The sequence below is a fragment of the Pseudoalteromonas sp. QJM3NY_12 genome, assembly GCF_056173165.1.
In genome coordinates, this window is sequence record NZ_CM149661.1 from 534,687 (window position 1) to 551,425 (window position 16,739).

16 protein-coding genes are annotated in these 16,739 nt (G+C 41.2%); 12 read left to right on the plus strand and 4 right to left on the minus strand.

All coding sequences use genetic code 11. From position 1 onward, the window contains the following. Nucleotides 1–20: 20 nt before the first annotated feature. The gene (locus AC0VZ5_RS02550) at nucleotides 21–3,059 is read right to left on the minus strand and encodes a bifunctional diguanylate cyclase/phosphodiesterase (RefSeq protein WP_475474122.1); all 3,039 of its coding nucleotides are present in this window, start codon (nucleotides 3,057–3,059) and stop codon (nucleotides 21–23) included. 707 nt (nucleotides 3,060–3,766) lie between these two features. On the opposite strand from AC0VZ5_RS02550, the gene AC0VZ5_RS02555 reads away from it, so the two are divergent. Both AC0VZ5_RS02555 and AC0VZ5_RS02560 read left to right on the plus strand, forming a co-directional pair. Next, a complete protein-coding gene (locus AC0VZ5_RS02555; protein WP_232735472.1) occupies nucleotides 3,767–3,952 on the plus strand; it encodes a hypothetical protein in 186 nt (61 codons plus the stop codon). A 62-nt stretch (nucleotides 3,953–4,014) separates the two neighbouring features. Beyond that, complete coding sequence (locus AC0VZ5_RS02560; protein ID WP_232735473.1) at nucleotides 4,015–4,179, plus strand: pirin-like C-terminal cupin domain-containing protein; 165 nt, start codon at nucleotides 4,015–4,017, stop codon at nucleotides 4,177–4,179. Here AC0VZ5_RS02560 and AC0VZ5_RS02565 read toward each other — a convergent pair. The 3 genes from AC0VZ5_RS02565 to AC0VZ5_RS02575 are packed head-to-tail and all read right to left on the minus strand — an operon-like array spanning nucleotide 4,168 to nucleotide 5,186. Further along, complete coding sequence (locus AC0VZ5_RS02565) at nucleotides 4,168–4,410, minus strand: hypothetical protein (protein ID WP_475474125.1); 243 nt, start codon at nucleotides 4,408–4,410, stop codon at nucleotides 4,168–4,170. The two genes, AC0VZ5_RS02560 and AC0VZ5_RS02565, sit on opposite strands and share 12 nt — an antisense overlap. A 13-nt stretch (nucleotides 4,411–4,423) precedes the next feature. Then, nucleotides 4,424–4,864, minus strand: a complete 441-nt coding sequence (locus AC0VZ5_RS02570) for a hypothetical protein (protein WP_464710085.1) — start codon at nucleotides 4,862–4,864, stop codon at nucleotides 4,424–4,426. Between the two features lie 4 nt (nucleotides 4,865–4,868). Further along, a complete protein-coding gene (locus AC0VZ5_RS02575) occupies nucleotides 4,869–5,186 on the minus strand; it encodes a DUF883 domain-containing protein (protein WP_138608088.1) in 318 nt (105 codons plus the stop codon). Nucleotides 5,187–5,641: 455 nt separating this feature from the next. Between AC0VZ5_RS02575 and mraZ the strand changes: the two genes are divergently transcribed. The 10 genes from mraZ to murG are packed head-to-tail and all read left to right on the plus strand — an operon-like array spanning nucleotide 5,642 to nucleotide 16,717. Then, nucleotides 5,642–6,100, plus strand: coding sequence for a division/cell wall cluster transcriptional repressor MraZ (gene mraZ / locus AC0VZ5_RS02580; protein WP_010390682.1), 459 nt, complete (start codon nucleotides 5,642–5,644; stop codon nucleotides 6,098–6,100). Nucleotides 6,101–6,129: 29 nt separating this feature from the next. Beyond that, complete coding sequence (rsmH, locus tag AC0VZ5_RS02585; protein WP_475474128.1) at nucleotides 6,130–7,068, plus strand: 16S rRNA (cytosine(1402)-N(4))-methyltransferase RsmH; 939 nt, start codon at nucleotides 6,130–6,132, stop codon at nucleotides 7,066–7,068. Then, on the plus strand, nucleotides 7,065–7,391 hold the full coding sequence (gene ftsL / locus AC0VZ5_RS02590) for a cell division protein FtsL (protein WP_010390691.1): 327 nt from the start codon (nucleotides 7,065–7,067) through the stop codon (nucleotides 7,389–7,391). Before rsmH ends, ftsL begins: the two co-directional genes overlap by 4 nt. Then, nucleotides 7,388–9,205: a penicillin-binding transpeptidase domain-containing protein gene (locus AC0VZ5_RS02595; RefSeq protein WP_138608087.1), complete on the plus strand. Its 1,818-nt coding sequence runs from the start codon at nucleotides 7,388–7,390 to the stop codon at nucleotides 9,203–9,205. Before ftsL ends, AC0VZ5_RS02595 begins: the two co-directional genes overlap by 4 nt. Then, nucleotides 9,198–10,676: a UDP-N-acetylmuramoyl-L-alanyl-D-glutamate--2,6-diaminopimelate ligase gene (murE, locus tag AC0VZ5_RS02600; protein ID WP_171039632.1), complete on the plus strand. Its 1,479-nt coding sequence runs from the start codon at nucleotides 9,198–9,200 to the stop codon at nucleotides 10,674–10,676. Before AC0VZ5_RS02595 ends, murE begins: the two co-directional genes overlap by 8 nt. Next, nucleotides 10,673–12,055, plus strand: coding sequence for a UDP-N-acetylmuramoyl-tripeptide--D-alanyl-D-alanine ligase (locus AC0VZ5_RS02605; RefSeq protein ID WP_109875357.1), 1,383 nt, complete (start codon nucleotides 10,673–10,675; stop codon nucleotides 12,053–12,055). The genes murE and AC0VZ5_RS02605 overlap by 4 nt, the downstream gene beginning before the upstream one ends. Next, the gene (mraY, locus tag AC0VZ5_RS02610; RefSeq protein ID WP_054202311.1) at nucleotides 12,055–13,137 is read left to right on the plus strand and encodes a phospho-N-acetylmuramoyl-pentapeptide-transferase; all 1,083 of its coding nucleotides are present in this window, start codon (nucleotides 12,055–12,057) and stop codon (nucleotides 13,135–13,137) included. Before AC0VZ5_RS02605 ends, mraY begins: the two co-directional genes overlap by 1 nt. Continuing rightward, on the plus strand, nucleotides 13,138–14,472 hold the full coding sequence (gene murD / locus AC0VZ5_RS02615; RefSeq protein WP_475474131.1) for a UDP-N-acetylmuramoyl-L-alanine--D-glutamate ligase: 1,335 nt from the start codon (nucleotides 13,138–13,140) through the stop codon (nucleotides 14,470–14,472). It abuts the gene before it with no gap. Then, a complete protein-coding gene (gene ftsW, locus AC0VZ5_RS02620) occupies nucleotides 14,469–15,644 on the plus strand; it encodes a cell division protein FtsW (protein WP_010390699.1) in 1,176 nt (391 codons plus the stop codon). The genes murD and ftsW overlap by 4 nt, the downstream gene beginning before the upstream one ends. After that, nucleotides 15,641–16,717: an undecaprenyldiphospho-muramoylpentapeptide beta-N-acetylglucosaminyltransferase gene (murG, locus tag AC0VZ5_RS02625; protein WP_475474133.1), complete on the plus strand. Its 1,077-nt coding sequence runs from the start codon at nucleotides 15,641–15,643 to the stop codon at nucleotides 16,715–16,717. The genes ftsW and murG overlap by 4 nt, the downstream gene beginning before the upstream one ends. The last annotated feature ends 22 nt before the right edge of the window (nucleotides 16,718–16,739 follow it).

Below are 16,739 nucleotides of genomic sequence, written 5' to 3' on the forward strand. Positions count from 1 at the left end.
AGCGAGCGTATTAACTGCCTTTAGTTTAAATTAATCACTTGGTCTGTTTTTATCAGCTGCATAAACGAGGTTTTGTGCAACGGCTTTGAAAACAAATAGCCTTGGCCATAATCACAACCAGCCTCAAGTAATAAATCCATTTGTAATTTTGTTTCTATGCCTTCGGCAATTACTTTTAAACCAAGCTGATGAGCCATCATAATAATTGCTTCACATAAGGCTAGCTCCTGGCTGTCTTTTTGAATATTATCAACAAAGCGTTTATCAATTTTTAGGTAGTCGGTATCCATTTCTTGTAAGTAAGCAAGCGATGAGTAACCCGTACCAAAATCATCGAGTGCTAATTGCATCCCAGATTTAACTAAGGCTTTTAAGCGGCTTTGGGTCAGCTCTTCAGGATTAACCATCAAGCCTTCAGTAATTTCTGCCACAATGCTCGATGCAGGTAAGTTTGCTGTCTCAAGCATGCCATACCAATCGTCTATACCACTGTCTGTGGTTGCGAGCTGCACCGGCGATACGTTAATACTAATTTGAAATTCATCTTGAATGTGTTTTTTAATATCATTAAGTGTTTGCAGTGCTTCAGTAAATACAAATTGACCGAGCGCATTTATTTGTCTGGTTTCTTCAGCAAGAGGAATAAAATCGGCAGGGCTGATCAGCCCTTTTTCTGGGTGTTGCCATCGAATAAGTCCCTCAGCTTTATGGACGTGTAAATCATCAAGGGACACAATAGGCTGATAATATAACTCAAATTGCTCTAACTCTATGGCTGAGCGAAGCTCTTTGAGCAACTGCATTCTTGCATTTGCATCTTCACGCATATCATGTGAGAAAAATTCAAAGTCATTCCGGCCGCTATTTTTTGCCTTGTACATAGCTTGATCTGCGGCTTTAAGCAGTTGCTCTGGGTTTTGGCCATCATCTGGCGCGCAGGCAATACCAATACTGGCACTGATATACACTTTTTCTTCTTCAATAAAAATAGTCGAAGCAAGGCTAAGTAGCAGTGATTTTGCTATTTTTTTGATATTATCGCCACCGCGTAAATCACTAAATACAATAACAAATTCATCGCCACCAATACGCGCTACAAAGTCAGCTTCTTTTGCTGTTTGCACAATTCGCTCAGATACTAATTTAAGTAACCTATCGCCATAATGATGGCCTAACGTATCATTAATATCTTTAAAGTGATCAATATCTAACAGCATAATAACCAGTTTTTGGTCGTGGTTGTTTACGCTCGTAAATCGTTTGTTCAACCGCTCTTTAAGTTCTAGTCGATTAGGTAAGTCGGTTAAATGATCAAAATGAGCTTGTCGCCAAATTAGCTCGTCTGCTTGTTTTTTCTCGGTTAGATCGGTAAAAATAGCAATACGACTAGTTGGGGCTTTATTTTTATCGTAAATAGTATCTATGGTTAACCATTCAACATACAGCTCGCCATTTTTACGACGATTGGTTATTTCACCTTGCCAGCGGCCAGTTTTATTTATTGATTGCCACATGTAGTCATAAAACTCTTTATCATGTTTACCCGATGATAAAATTCCCACCGTTTTATTGAGTACTTCTTTTCGAGAATACAAGGTCGTTTTACAAAACGAAGGGTTCACGTCATAAATAATGCCATTTTCATCCGTGATTGCCATACCTTCACTGCTGTTGTTGTAAACTAATGACGCTAAATGCAAAGATTCTTGGTTTTGCTTTCGTTGCGTGATGTTACTAATAACAATTATAAACTCATCCGCTTTTTTCATTGGGCTGATTTTCGCTTCATAAAACTGATTGTCTTGTTTATCTTCAAGCTCAATAGTGACCGGAGCGCTCAGGGTTGTTAAGTATCCTTCAATTTGTTTTAAATTGGCAATAGAGAATAAACACGATAGCTTTTTAGGCGGTGTTGAATGGCTATAATTTAACGATTTAATAAGGCCACCGGTATCAAGTATATTGCCGTTGGCATCTACACGTAAAAAAGCATCGGGTAGCGCATTAAGCAAGCTATTAAGCTCGTCATGTTTATGTTTAAGGCATGCTTCAGCTGTTAAGCGAGTTTCGGCCATATATTTAAAACGATGATAGAGTCTATTTAGCTCAGGACTATTGGGCTGCTCGTTGTCATGAGGCATATTACCGGCTGCTAAGCGGTTAACGGCCTGCGTTAAACTTTTAATCGGGTTTAAGATGCTTTTATTAACTAATCGTCTGGCCAATACGGCTAAAAGCAAAATGGTCATTAAAAATCCTAAAACCATTTTTACAAAGTTAATATCTATTTGCTCAAGTGTTTCATCTATTGGTTGAGTAATATAAATAGAGAGCTTATTGTTATTGCCATCACGGTAGAGAGTGGTTTGATGAAACACTCTACGGATACCATCTTTTCCTTTAAAAATAACACCAGCTTGCAAGTTATGCGCTAAATCGAACTTTTCCAACTTGTTGCCTAGTCTATTAGCTGAAAAAGGGTAGTTAGCTAAAATACTACCGTTAGAGTCAGTAATGACAGCTCTGATTTCTGTCGATAAATTTAAAGTATTAAGTGCCGAGCTCCACCAGTCTAAAGCGATTACGGTCACAATAACGCCTTCAATATCATTGCTTTCATTTAAAATAGGGTAAGCAAAGTTAATACTTTGAGCTTTGAGGCTGCGATCGTGTTGGAAATGGCCAATACTGAACTCTTTACTGGCGAGCGCGTTTTTAAAATAGGGGCGGTCGCTAATATTAATGTTGGTGTCACTAATATTAGAGGTGCAAATTAAATCGCCGTATTTATTTACTATACCAATATTCGCGATATTGCCATTGAGCGCCTTAACATCTAGAACATACGAAGGACAGGTAGAGGGTAAAGACTCAATATCTTTCTGCTTTTTTGCTAAAAATTCAGTCACATGCTTTATATCATCAATCATGTTCTGCTGCTTGATAATTAGATGCTCAGTGATGGATCGTACTTTTTTTTCATGCTCTTCAATAGCCGCGTCACGACTAAACCACAAGGTTACTAAAATGACAGCAGCAACAGGTATGCAAATCAGCATAAGAAGGCGGTAGAGTTGATGTTTTAGTGATGAAGTAAAAATAGTCGTATCCAAATTAGTACAAAGCAGAGTGACGCTAAATAATCCTACTATAAATAACCATTAAAGTACTAAGGTTATATCTAAGATTTTGAAATAAGATGGTGTTGCATATGATTGAAATATATTAATTTACGTATTAAAAACATGATGAAATAATAATTTAATCTCTTATATATTTACATAACAAATAAGGGCATGTTTAACCGCGACGCGAGGTTTGTAACCAAATGGGCTCGATAACTGCTCCTGCGTTATTCTACTGGCTTACATCCATGTAAGAATAACTAAAAACCGAGCAAAGCTTCCGCGTCCCGCTCAAAGCCCTTACCTAAATTCATGTAGGCAACAAAGAGTAAATCGACCCTAGGCAAAAGATGAAAAATAAACAATGTTCTGGCTGCTCATAGTACCTAATATGGGTATTGTGTCAACATCTGTCTTATTCTAAGTTTGATGGTAAATATTTAGTGTCATTATTAATAATTGGTGAGCTTAAGCCCGATGATAAAAGTGAGTAGAGCGATGGTTTTCCTCCTCAACCTCATTGCGGTATCGAAACTTTCATTCATATTTTAAAAGTGTTATTTGAGCATGAAGATTAAATGGGAAACAAAGAAGTGACTTGCTCGGGAGACGTGTAATGGATAAATACCGGTAGCGGTGTTATGCACAGTGAAACGCTACTTGCTGATGCTGAACAAGGCTTACGTGACTTTCAGATTTGGCTCAATATGCCAAGCAATAACAAAATGCGTGAGCCGCAATACCAGAATATCACAGAGCAACCAGTACCGAGTTTGACTAATCAACAAGGAGTTAGCCTAGAGCGGTGGTTGAAGCATTGCATATAAGTGCAAAGTGAAATCTTTGAGCTAAGTTGTAAAGTTAGCATAGGACTCAATAAACATCGGGAGTGCTCATATTATTAGGTGAACCGTTTAATCAGCCAATTGCACAAATAGGCCCGTTTGTGATGATCACTGACGCTGAAATTCGCCAAGCGGTTAGCGATTGTAAAAACGTTTTTTTGGTTCACTGTCGTGATGTATTAATGCAGGAGTGGCTTTTAAGCGAGTAGTTTTAACAACCAACTGTATTTTTTTACTATGTTGGTGTCTCCTTTTGCCGACTCCACAACCACGCCTGCACTAAAAGCACTAACGAGCCCCACTTTTGTTGCGGCAAAACGTTTGGCTCGATATTTTATTGCCGTAAGGTGCTGACGCTTTAGCTCAGATTGTATCGCCACTTCTTTGTGGAGCTGTTGCACTCGAGCGTCCGTTGAATTGATCAAATAATTGATTAACATAATTGTGTATGCCTTATAACTTAAGCAGCTGCTTTAGACTATTTAGCGTTTTAGTAAAACCAATTTTTTTGCTTAGATAAACTGCATTTCGCCATAGCCAAATTAAGCATAGAATTTGTAGGCTGATCACTACAGTAATACTCAGCCAAATCGAGCTAAATAAATCAAAAGTAGCAAAGCCTACAATACCTAAAAATCCCACCCACAATAACACCAAGCCACTGGCAAAACATCCTAGTAAAATAGTGATCAGTGCTAAGGATCTTAGCGATAGCTTCCACTCTGCTATTGCCAGCTGATGTGTCAACTTTCCTTGTTGATGGTAATCATCCTTGAGCTGCGCTGCATAGTCAGCAAGCTTGGCAACATGATCTTGCCAGTCATCCGCATTTGTTGCTGATGATTGCGAATCCGTCGCTTGTGATTCGCTTGATGTTAAATCTGGGTTTTGCATGGTATTACTTACGACGAAATAGCGCAGTAACTAACATACCAGCAGCAAATGCCAGACCAGCCGTTGCTAGTGGATTTTCAGATGCGAGTTGACGAGTCTTAGAGGTACATTCTTCTAATTTCTCGCGAGCTGCTAACTGTTTTTCGTTAAGCGTTTCTGCTGAACTGCTTGCTCCTTTACGAACACCATTTTCAGCTACCGCCGCTTTACTCGATAATGCATCTACTGCGTCATGCGCAGCTGATGTTGCCTTATCTGTTAACGGGGCTTCAATCTCTTGTTTTGTATCAATAGGTGCTTTGCTCTTAGTTGCCGTAGCCATAATCAATCCTTAATAGTTTTTAAAAGTAATTATTAAAGTGCAATGATTAAACCAGTTTTTAAATTGTTGTTTTATATTTATATTTTAATTTTAACGCTGACTTCTACGTGTTTATTGCTGTAACTATTGCGACTATGGTTTGTAATTTTTACAAACAAAAAAATTGTAATTATTCACTGTTTATTCATTGAGCAAACAAACGCTGCCAAGTAATAAAAAAACCGATGAAAAAAATTTTTATCGGCTGATCAGATTTTTTACTAAACAATTCAACCGCTTTAATCTGAGCCCTATTTTTTCAGGCTTCGCGGGGCGCTAAAGCTGGGTGACTTACTTGACAAAAAGGCTTGTCAAGCCCTAAACTGGAGCACTGTGGTAAAAAGTGGTGTTTAGTGGATCAAACTGGATCGGGTTAATCAAAAAGTTGATTAAAATAATTTTACAATAGGCTTTTTATGTTTCGTGGCGCAAGTTCACTGAGTTTGGATGATAAAGGACGTTTTGCGGTACCAACAAAGTACCGAGACACGCTATTGTCTGAAGATCAGGGAACGGTTATTTGCACAGTTGCACTCAATGAGCCTTGTCTTTGGTTGTACCCGCTTGCTGAATGGTTAGAAATTGAAAGCCGTTTAGCAAAAATATCTAATATGAATCCCAGAGCGCGACGGATGCAACGTATGTTGTTAGGTAATGCGACAGAGTATCAGCTTGATAAAAACGGTCGAATTTTGCTGGCGCCTTCTTTGCGCTCACATGCAGAACTTGGCAAAAAAATTATGCTGGTGGGCTTAATGAATAAATTTGAGATTTGGGATGAGGCGCGTTGGCACGAACAAATGCGACAAGACACTGAGCTTGAAAGGCTTGGCGAATTTGAACCCAATGACGATTTAGATAACTTTACCCTCTAGCAGCAAAACAAAAAGGCAAAAAATAGCTAATGACAGCGCAATTTGAACACGTATCCGTATTAATGGACGAAACCATAGATGCACTTGCAATTAAGCCAGACGGCATTTACATGGATGGCACCTTTGGACGTGGCGGACACTCAGGGCAAATATTAGCGCGCTTGGGCGACGCTGGTCTCTTGCAGGCTATTGATCAAGATCCACAAGCGATAAAGTCAGCAGAAAAGTTTGCCGACGATTCACGTTTTTCAATTGCTCATTCACGATTCTCGAAACTATACGAAGTTGCTGAGCAAAACGATCTTATTGGTAAAGTTGATGGCATTTTACTTGATATTGGTGTGTCGTCACCGCAGTTAGATGACGCCGCTCGTGGCTTTAGTTTTATGAAAGACGGCCCGCTTGATATGCGAATGGATCCAAGCACAGGCCGTAGCGCTGCGCAGTGGTTAGCTGAGGCAGAACTAGATGACATTACCCATGTGATCAAAAAGCTAGGTGAAGAAAAATTTGGTAAGCGCATTGCACACAAGATAGTGGAAGTGCGTGAACATACGCCAATTACTACCACTAAACAGCTCGCAGATTTAGTTGATGAAGCTGTACCTGTTAAAGACAAGTTTAAACATCCTGCAACGCGCACGTTTCAGGCAATTCGTATTTATATCAATAGCGAGTTAGAGGAAATTCAAACCGCACTACAAGCGGCAATTAAAGTTCTTAAGCCAGGTGGTCGCTTAGTTGTTATTTCCTTCCACTCTTTAGAAGATCGCATTGTAAAACAATTTATTAAAAAACAGAGTAAGGGAGAAGCGATACCCAGAGGTCTGCCTTTAACCGACGCACAAATAAATAAAAATCTGACGTTAAAAGCAGTGGGTAAAGCTATTAAACCAAGTGCTGATGAAGTGGCGCGCAATCCACGCTCTCGCAGCTCAGTACTAAGGATTGCACAGAGGTTGGGATGAGTAAAAAAGCGAGTTATCGCCAACCCAATCTATTTATTGAAATAATTAAAGGCCTAGGTGCAAACAAGATCACCTTGGCCTTGTTGGTTGTGATATTCGCGTCAAGTTTGAGCGTAGTACAGGTAACCCACTTATCTCGTGCGCAATTAATTGAGCAAGATTCGTTACTGCAAGAGCGTGATGAACTGGATTTAGAGTGGCGTTATTTTTTAGTGGAAGAAGAATTTTATTCACAACATGCACGCATTGAAGAAGTGGCAACGTCACAATTAGAAATGAAGCGGCCAACCAGCCAAGATGAGCAGGTAATCATATTACAATGAGAACGCGAGGCAAAAAACCAGTCAACAACCTAATCGCATGGCGCTTTATTTTGGTGTGCGTGGTGATTTTTTTAGTGTTTGTGACTTTGGTATCGCGTGCTGCGTATTTGCAAGTAATTGAACCCGATAAGGCCCGCTCCGAAAGTGACAAGCGTACGGTACGTGTTGAAAAATTGCATGTGCAACGCGGCATGATCTTCGATCGTAACGGTAAAGAGTTAGCTGTTAGTGTACCTGTAGTCAGTGTGTATGCCGATCCTAAAGCTTTGCATAAATCACTGGTGAGCAAAGTACTCAGACAAGCCCGCAAAAATGGTGAAGATCAGCAAACTCTGCGTGAAAATGTCGCTGAGCTAAACAAGCGTACCGCCCTGTATTATAAAAACGATTTGCGCTGGCGTGAACTTGCCGATGTACTTCGTATTGATCCGAGCAAAATTAATACCCGACTACTTGATGATCCTACTCGTCGCTTTGTTTACTTAAAACGCCAAGTTACTCCGGCTGTTGCTAATTACATTGGCGATTTACGCCTGCCGGGTATTCATCTTTTAGATGAATCAAAACGCTATTACCCTGCCGGTGAGGTCAGTGCGCATATCATTGGTTTTACTAATATCGATGGCAAAGGCATTGAAGGCATAGAAAAGCTTTACGAAAATGCACTCACAGGTGAAGAAGGCCGACGTACGATTCGAAAAGATGCCCAAGGACGTGAAGTTGAAGTGCTTGATGAGCGCGAGCGAGTAGAGCCTGAGAGTATTCAACTAAGTATTGATCAGCGTATTCAGGCGATTGCCTACAAAGCGGTTAAATCAGCGGTATTAACTTACAAGGCCACTTCAGGCTCAGCCATGGTGGTTGATGTTAAAACTGGTGAAGTTTTGGCTATGGTAAATAGTCCTTCATTTAATCCTAATAATTTAAGCGGTGCGGCTCCTCATAAGCGTCGTAACCGTGCAATTACCGATTTGTTTGAACCCGGCTCAACTGTTAAGCCTCTAGCCATTTTAGCTGGATTAGACTACGGCACAATCCAACCGGATGACAAAGTTGATACCTACCCAGGCTGGATGCGTTTAGGGGGCAGCTTAGTACAAGATACCCGTAATCATGGTGAAATGACGCTGCGCGAAATTTTAAAATACTCCAGTAATATGGGCGTAACAAAAATAAGCCAAACCGTACCCAAAGACTATTTTGTTGGTCTTTACCAAAAGGTGGGTTTTGGCAGTGATAGTGGTACCGGCATGGTCGGGGAAAGTAGTGGTTTATTTTACCCAAACCGTCGTTGGTCAGATCACGAAATTGCCGCACTTTCGTTTGGTTACAATATTGCCGTGAGTACCGCGCAAATGGCTCGTTTTTACGCCATGTTAGGCGCGGGTGGGGTTAACCGCCCACTCACCGTGCTTAAGCAAGATTCTATTCCTGAAGGTGAACGCGTTTTTCAACAACAAGATGTTGAAGCTGTGGTTCATATGATGGAAAGCGTATTTGAAGAAGGTGGTACCGCACGCCGTATTAAAGTTGATGGCTACCGTGCAGCGGGCAAAACAGGTACTTCTAAAAAGGCCGCAGCGGGTGGTTATGGTGACGAATATGTGGGTTACTTTGCGGGTATTGCCCCAGCAAGTAATCCGCGATTAGCTGTTGTGGTATTGATCAACGAGCCCGGTGGAGATGTTTATTATGGCGGCGCAACGGCAGGTCCGGCGTTTGCAGAAATAATCTCTAATTCATTAAGAATTTTAAACGTTGCCCCAGACAAAGACTCTGTGGCATACGTGAAGGGCAAAGATGATGGTGCGTGATTTACATTCAATTTTAAAACATTTAGAAATAGACGCAGCGCGTTTAATGGTAAACGAGTTGCGTTTAGATAGCCGCGATGTAAAACCAGGTGATGTGTTTGTGGCAATAAAAGGTCATCAGCTTGATGGCGGGCAGTTTATTGATAAAGCAATTGAAAATGGTGCCAGTGCAATTATTGCCGACAGACTGTGTGAGTTTGAAAGTGATTTTGAGCCGCTTTATTTAGTCTCAGAGCTAAATAAAAAGTTACCTGTATTAGCGAGTAAATTTTACCAACAACCTAGCCTAGAACTAGATTTAGTTGGCGTAACAGGTACTAATGGTAAGTCGACTACTACCGCAATGATTGCTCATTTAGCACAGTTTTGTCATACCCAAGCCGCAATCATAGGCACGCTCGGTTATGGCCATCCAGATAATTTAACACCGCTGCAAAATACCACGCCCTCAAGTGTGGATTTACAGCATATTTTAAGTGACTTAAAAGAGCAGCAACACCGCTTAGTAGCGATGGAAGTATCATCGCATGGTCTAGTGCAGCACCGTGTTGATCAGTGCCATTTCAAAGCGGCGGTATTTACTAACCTATCTCGTGATCATCTAGATTATCATGGTGACATGGATAGTTACGGTGATGCCAAATTGATGCTGTTTCGTGATTTTGATGCTGCCAATGTCATTCTTAACCAAGATGACGGACAAGCAGAGCAATGGATTGAAAAATATAGCTTTAATAAACTAATTTGTTATGGCCGTAAAAACTTAGCCCCTAAAAACGCTCAGTTTGTGTATTTTTCTGATGTTAGCTATTCGGCAACCGGTATTTCGGCGCAATTAACTACAAGTTGGGGTGATATTGCCATAAAATCACCGTTATATGGTGAATTTAATCTATACAATTTAACCGCTGCTTTAGCCACATTATTAGCGCTAGGTTACCCATTAACGCAATTAGTGGCAGGGTGTGAGTATTTGCAACCTGTAGCAGGCAGAATGCAAGCATTTACAGCGCCAAATATGCCTACTTGCGTGGTTGATTATGCACATACGCCTGATGCACTCGCACTAGCGTTACAAGCGCTGCAACAACATGTACCAGGTGGAGTGAGTTGTGTATTTGGTTGCGGCGGCGACAGAGATAAAGGTAAACGTGTACTAATGGCACAAGCCGCTGAGCAGTTTGCAGATAAAGTGATCATTACCAGTGATAACCCGCGCTCAGAAGATCCCAATGAAATTATTAATGATGTAGCTGCAGGATTAACACACCCACAAAACGCCCATTTAGAGGCCGACCGTGGTGCTGCAATACAATTTGCTATAGATAACGCAAAAGCCGGTGAGGTTATTTTAATTGCCGGTAAAGGGCATGAAGACTATCAAATTATAGGTAACAAACGCATTGATTTTTGCGACCGCCAATTTGTACAACAACAATTAAAACAAGCAGTAAGAGGGTCTCAAGCATGATCCCAATGGATTTTGATTGGCTAGCTAATGTGCTAGCAACCGATTATCAAGGTGATAATCGTCAAGTAATAAATATAAACACCGATACCCGTACTTTATGTGATGGTGAAGTGTTTTTGGCACTTAAAGGCCCTAACTTTGATGGTCATAAGTTTATTGAGCAAGCAAAACAAAAAGGTGCTATTGGAGTCATTGTTGATCACGCTGTTGATACCGACATTGCTCAATTTGTAGTTGCCGATACCCGTATTGCATTAGGCACGATTGGAACAGCGGTTATGGCGCAAGTTGCACCTAAAACTATCGCTATTACTGGCAGTGTAGGTAAAACCACAGTAAAAGAAATGTGTGCTGCTATCTTATCAAGTAAAGGTGATGTTTTAGCGACTAAAGGCAACTTTAATAATGATATTGGCGTGCCTCTTACCTTATTGAGATTAGAGCCACAGCATCGTTATGCGGTTATTGAACTCGGTGCTAACCACATTGGTGAAATTGCCTACACTACCGCCATGACTAAACCAGATGTTGCCGTGGTATGTAATGTTGCCGCGGCGCATTTAGAAGGTTTTGGTAGCTTACAAGGGGTGGCACAAGCCAAAGGCGAAATTTACGATGGTTTAAAAGACGATGGCATTGCCATTGTTAATTGCGATAGCGAGTTTAGTCAGTATTGGCTTGATAAGTTAGCAACGCGCAATATTAAATGCTTTTCTAGCAGTGAAAAGCTGGATATTTGGGCTGAGGACATCAGCCTAGATGCACAAGCTCGCGCAAGCTTTATGTTATGTACCAAACAACACAGAGTACCGGTAACGTTAGCATTGCCAGGCAAGCATAATATTAGCAACGCGCTTATTGCTGCGGCATTAACCAGTGAGTTTGACGTGTCGCTTGAAGAAATTGCCAGCGCCCTAGCGACCATGGGTGAAGTTAAAGGGCGGGTTAACTTGATTGAAGCCAGTGAGTCACTCACCATTATAGATGATACTTATAATGCCAACGTTAAATCGGTAAAAGCGGCGATTGATTTACTTAGCGATATTCAAGGTCATCGTATTTTGGCTCTCGGTGATATGGGGGAGCTTGGTGAAGATGCTCGTAAGTATCATCAAGAAGTGGGCGAATATGCATTAGCGCAAGGCATTGATGAGCTATTTACACTCGGTGTATTAAGTAAGTCAGCAAGTGATGTATTTGAGCTGCCTAATCGTCACTTTTCAAATCGTGAGCAAATGCTGCAGCAAATTCAAAACAGTATTAGCAAAGTAGATAAAAAAATTACCCTTGTCGTGAAAGGATCACGCAGTTCTCGCATGGAGCTTTTAGTAACCGATTTAGTTAATGGCCAGCAACAAGCCATCAATGGAGTATCATAATGTTAGTTTGGCTGGCTGAGTATTTAACTCAATATTATAGTGGCTTTAATGTTTTTTCGTATTTAACTCTTCGTGCCATTTTAGGTATTTTGACCGCATTAATTATGTCGCTTTATTTGGGGCCAAAGTTAATTCGTGGTTTACAGCGCATGCAAATTGGACAAACAGTACGTGATGATGGTCCGCAATCGCATTTATCTAAATCGGGTACGCCGACCATGGGTGGCTTACTTATTTTAGCGGCAATATTCACCAGCACTCTATTGTGGGCTGATTTGTCTAATAAATACGTATGGGCCACATTGTTTGTGATTGGTTCATTAGGGATTGTTGGCTTTATTGACGATTACCGCAAAGTGATCCGCAAAGATCCTAAAGGACTGATTGCTAAGTGGAAGTATTTTTGGCAATCAGTAATTGCATTGGTTGTAGCAACTGCACTTTATATGACCAGTACCCAAGCGACAGAGACATCTCTTGTTGTGCCATTTTTTAAAGATGTACTGCCGCAGCTAGGACTGTTTTATATCGTAATCACGTATTTTGCATTAGTGGGCACCTCAAACGCGGTAAACTTAACCGACGGACTAGATGGTTTGGCTATTGTGCCAACAATTTTGGTGGCTGCAGCACTGGCTATTATTGCTTATTTAACCGGTAATATTAACTTTTCGGCTTATTTACATATTCCGCATTTGCCACTTGCCAGTGAATTGGTAGTGGTGTGTACCGCTATTGTGGGTGCAGGGTTAGGCTTTTTATGGTTTAACACCTACCCAGCACAAGTGTTTATGGGCGATGTAGGCTCGTTAGCTCTAGGTGGTGCATTAGGTATTATTGCTGTGCTGGTTCGCCAAGAGCTATTACTTATTATTATGGGGGGCGTGTTTGTAATGGAAGCGCTATCGGTAATTTTACAAGTTGGCTCTTATAAATTGCGCGGCCAACGTATTTTTAAAATGGCGCCGATTCACCATCACTACGAACTTAAAGGATGGCCAGAGCCACGCGTTATTGTGCGCTTTTGGATAATTTCTATTGTGCTGGTGCTCGCTGGCCTTGCGACATTAAAGATCCGATAAATGCAGTATTTAAACGAGATAAAAAATAAACAAATAACAGTGCTCGGGCTCGGTGTAACCGGTCTGGGCATTGTGCGCTTTTTATTATCTCAAGGAATACAGCCCAATGTAGTCGATAGCCGAGAAAATCCTCCCGGTGTTGATTGGCTCAAGCAACATGCCGCTAATTTAAATACTCACTTTGGTGATTTAAATAATGCGGCACTCAGTGCTTGCGATATGATCATTATTAGTCCTGGGCTAAGTTTAAAAACCCCTGCGGTTGCACAGGCAATGAATGCAGGTGTAGAAATAATTGGTGATGTTGAGCTATTTGCCCGCATTAACACTAAACCAGTTGTTGCGGTAACAGGCTCAAATGGTAAATCAACGGTAGTAACCCTTGCTTATGAAGTATTAAAAACCGCAGGGTATAAAGTAGCACTGGGCGGCAATATTGGCACAGCTGTACTGGATTTACTTGACGGTGACTTTGATGTGTTTGTACTGGAGCTGTCTAGTTTTCAGCTTGATACCACTGACAGCTTAAAGGCTAGCAGTGCAACCGTGCTTAATATTTCAGAAGATCATCTCGATCGCTATGATAGTTATCAAGCTTATATAGATTCAAAATTGAGTATATATGAAGGCACTGAACTTTTAGTTATTAATGCTGACGATAGACAAACACACCCAGTGAGTAGCACGTTAGCATCACAAGTTAGCTTTGGAGAAACGCAAGGCGATTACCACTTAGCGCAGCATAATAACGAAGCGCACTTTATGGTAAAGGGCGAAGCTTATTTACCAGTAAGTACCTTAGCTGTTGTTGGTAAGCATAACTATTTAAACACATTGGCAGTAATGGCGTTACTCAGTCCGTTTGAAATAACTAAAGCGCATTATAAAACTGCATTATCTCAATTTAATGGCTTGGCACATCGTTGTCAGTTTGTGGGTGAGTTTAATAGCGTTAAGTATTTTAATGATTCTAAAGCCACCAATGTAGGCGCAACAATTGCCGCTATTGATAGTTTAGCGGGTGAACAACAAAACTTAGTGGTTATTGCTGGTGGTGATGCCAAAGGCGCGGATTTAGAGGCACTTAAACCTTACGTTGAGCAACACGTTAAAGCCCTCATTTGCTTTGGTAAAGATGCAAAAGAGTTAGTGGCACTAACTGCTAAAGGTCATTTAACCACTAACATGTCTGAAGCTGTGGCGCTTGCTAAACAATTAAGTACGCCAGGCGATACGGTTTTATTAGCCCCAGCCTGCGCCAGTATAGATATGTACAACAACTATATGCAGCGCGGCGATGATTTTGTGCATTGTGTATTGCAGGAGCTGCCATGATAGCTTTTGCGGATATTAAAGAGGCATTTACTCCTAAACCTTCGGCGCAGCTTTATGATGTGCCGCTCCTTTATTGCATGTTAATGCTAATAGGGGTGGGCTTTGTGATGGTAACTAGTGCTTCAATGCCGACGGCCGATAGGCTGTTTGGCAATATTTATCATTTTACTATCCGCCACGGTATTTTTTTAGGGCTCTCGTTTTGTTTATTTTGCATTAGTACTCAAGTACCTATGTCGTGGTGGAAAAAAGCTAACCCCTACTTATTACTAATCGGCTTAGTGTTGTTATTGGTAGTGCTAATTGTGGGGCGAGAAGTGAATGGTTCGACCCGCTGGATACCTATAGGGCCATTTAATATTCAGGCTTCCGAGCTCGCTAAGTTATTCTTTTTTAGTTATATCGCTGGCTATTTAGTGCGTAAGCGCAGTGAAGTACAAGAAAACATTAAAGGCTTTGCAAAACCTATTGCGGTATTTGCCGTTTATGCAGCGCTTATTTTAATGCAGCCAGATTTAGGAACCGTGGTGGTGATGTTTGTTACTACAGTTGGTTTATTGTTTTTAGCTGGTGCCAAGCTTTGGCAATTTTTTGCACTTATTTTAACCGGTATTGCGCTGGTAGTTGGGCTGATTGTGTTTGAGCCCTATCGCATGGCGCGTGTGGTGGGTTTTTTAGAACCTTGGGATGACCCTTTTGGTAAAGGTTATCAATTAGTGCAATCACTGATGGCTTATAGCCAAGGTGATTGGTTTGGCCAAGGCTTAGGTAATAGCGTACAAAAATTACAATATTTACCGGAAGCACACACCGATTTTATTTTTGCCGTGATTGCTGAAGAACTCGGTTTTATGGGCGTATTGAGTATTTTAATGGTATTAGGGACATTAGTATTTAGAGCGCTACTAATTGGCCAAAATGCGCTTAAAAACGGTAAAGAATATGAAGGCTATTTAGCTTTAGCTATCGGTATTTGGTTTGCATTTCAAACTATGGTTAATGTAGGCGCCAGTGCCGGTATATTACCAACCAAAGGATTAACCCTACCGTTTATTTCCTATGGTGGCTCAAGTTTATTAATGATGACCATAGCCACTGGTATTTTATTACGGGTAGATTTTGAAACGAAGATGGCAACTAAACAGGCCACGTCGGGGGGAGCTAAACGATGAGTAAAAAAATAGTCGTTGTAGCAGGGGGCACAGGTGGACATATTTTCCCGGGGATTGCGGTTGCTGATTATCTCAAACAGCAAGGTTGGCAAGTTAGCTGGATAGGCACTCCTGATAGAATGGAAGCCAGTGTCGTGCCCAAGCACAACATAGAAATTGATTTTATTGATGTAAAAGGCGTGCGAGGTAATGGTTTAAAACGCCTCATTAAAGCGCCATTCATGGTTATTAATGCAATATTGCAGGCGCGTAAGGTATTAAAACAACAACGCCCTGACGTGGTTTTAGCTATGGGCGGCTACGTGACAGGCCCTACGGGTATTGCGGCAAAAAGTCTCGGTATCCCTTTGGTAATTCATGAGCAAAACGCCGTAGCTGGTATGAGCAATAAATGGCTAGCGAAATTTGCGAATCGCGTATTAGCTGCATTTCCAAGTGCTTTTGCCAGTGGTAAAGCTGAGCTGGTGGGTAACCCTGTGCGTCAGAGTGTAGTTGATATACCTAAGCGGGAAATATCAAGTCCAATCAATATGCTTGTAGTGGGTGGCTCACTAGGTGCGCAAGTACTTAACCAAACACTGCCTGAAGCATTTAAGCGCTTAAATGATACCTGTGCCATTAATGTTTGGCACCAAACTGGTAAAGGCCATTTTGCTAGTGTGAGCGAAAGTTACCAGCAGCAACAAATGAGCGATGAACAAGTAACTGTTGCTGAATTTATTGATGATATGGATACCGCTTATAGCTGGGCCGATATTGTGATTTGTCGCGCTGGGGCGCTAACGGTTAGTGAAATTGCTGCAGCAGGTAAAATGGCGGTATTTGTACCGTTTCCACATGCGGTTGATGATCACCAAACAGCAAATGCACAGTATTTAGTAATGGCAGAAGGGGCATTATTAATGCCACAGGGGCAATTTAATCAGCGCAGCATTGTTGAACTTTTAAGTCCCTATTTAGCCGAACCTTTATTAATAACTAAAATGGCTGCTAAAGCAAAGCAGCAGGCTATTTTAGATGCCACAGCCAGCGTCGCTATGCACTGTGAGCAAGTAACAAATAAGAGAATATAAGTGAAACAGACATTAGCAAAAG

Excerpts from the sequence above, each read along its gene's own strand:
- rsmH (WP_475474128.1), top strand. The coding sequence starts at position 6,130 with ATGACAGCGCAATTTGAACACGTATCCGTATTAATGGACGAAACCATA.
- mraY (WP_054202311.1), top strand. The coding sequence starts at position 12,055 with ATGTTAGTTTGGCTGGCTGAGTATTTAACTCAATATTATAGTGGCTTT.
- AC0VZ5_RS02570 (WP_464710085.1), bottom strand. The coding sequence starts at position 4,864 with ATGCAAAACCCAGATTTAACATCAAGCGAATCACAAGCGACGGATTCG.
- murD (WP_475474131.1), top strand. The coding sequence starts at position 13,138 with ATGCAGTATTTAAACGAGATAAAAAATAAACAAATAACAGTGCTCGGG.
- AC0VZ5_RS02595 (WP_138608087.1), top strand. The coding sequence starts at position 7,388 with ATGAGAACGCGAGGCAAAAAACCAGTCAACAACCTAATCGCATGGCGC.
- AC0VZ5_RS02575 (WP_138608088.1), bottom strand. The coding sequence starts at position 5,186 with ATGGCTACGGCAACTAAGAGCAAAGCACCTATTGATACAAAACAAGAG.
- murG (WP_475474133.1), top strand. The coding sequence starts at position 15,641 with ATGAGTAAAAAAATAGTCGTTGTAGCAGGGGGCACAGGTGGACATATT.
- ftsW (WP_010390699.1), top strand. The coding sequence starts at position 14,469 with ATGATAGCTTTTGCGGATATTAAAGAGGCATTTACTCCTAAACCTTCG.
- AC0VZ5_RS02550 (WP_475474122.1), bottom strand. The coding sequence starts at position 3,059 with ATGCTGATTTGCATACCTGTTGCTGCTGTCATTTTAGTAACCTTGTGG.
- AC0VZ5_RS02605 (WP_109875357.1), top strand. The coding sequence starts at position 10,673 with ATGATCCCAATGGATTTTGATTGGCTAGCTAATGTGCTAGCAACCGAT.
- AC0VZ5_RS02555 (WP_232735472.1), top strand. The coding sequence starts at position 3,767 with ATGCACAGTGAAACGCTACTTGCTGATGCTGAACAAGGCTTACGTGAC.
- AC0VZ5_RS02565 (WP_475474125.1), bottom strand. The coding sequence starts at position 4,410 with ATGTTAATCAATTATTTGATCAATTCAACGGACGCTCGAGTGCAACAG.
- mraZ (WP_010390682.1), top strand. The coding sequence starts at position 5,642 with ATGTTTCGTGGCGCAAGTTCACTGAGTTTGGATGATAAAGGACGTTTT.
- ftsL (WP_010390691.1), top strand. The coding sequence starts at position 7,065 with ATGAGTAAAAAAGCGAGTTATCGCCAACCCAATCTATTTATTGAAATA.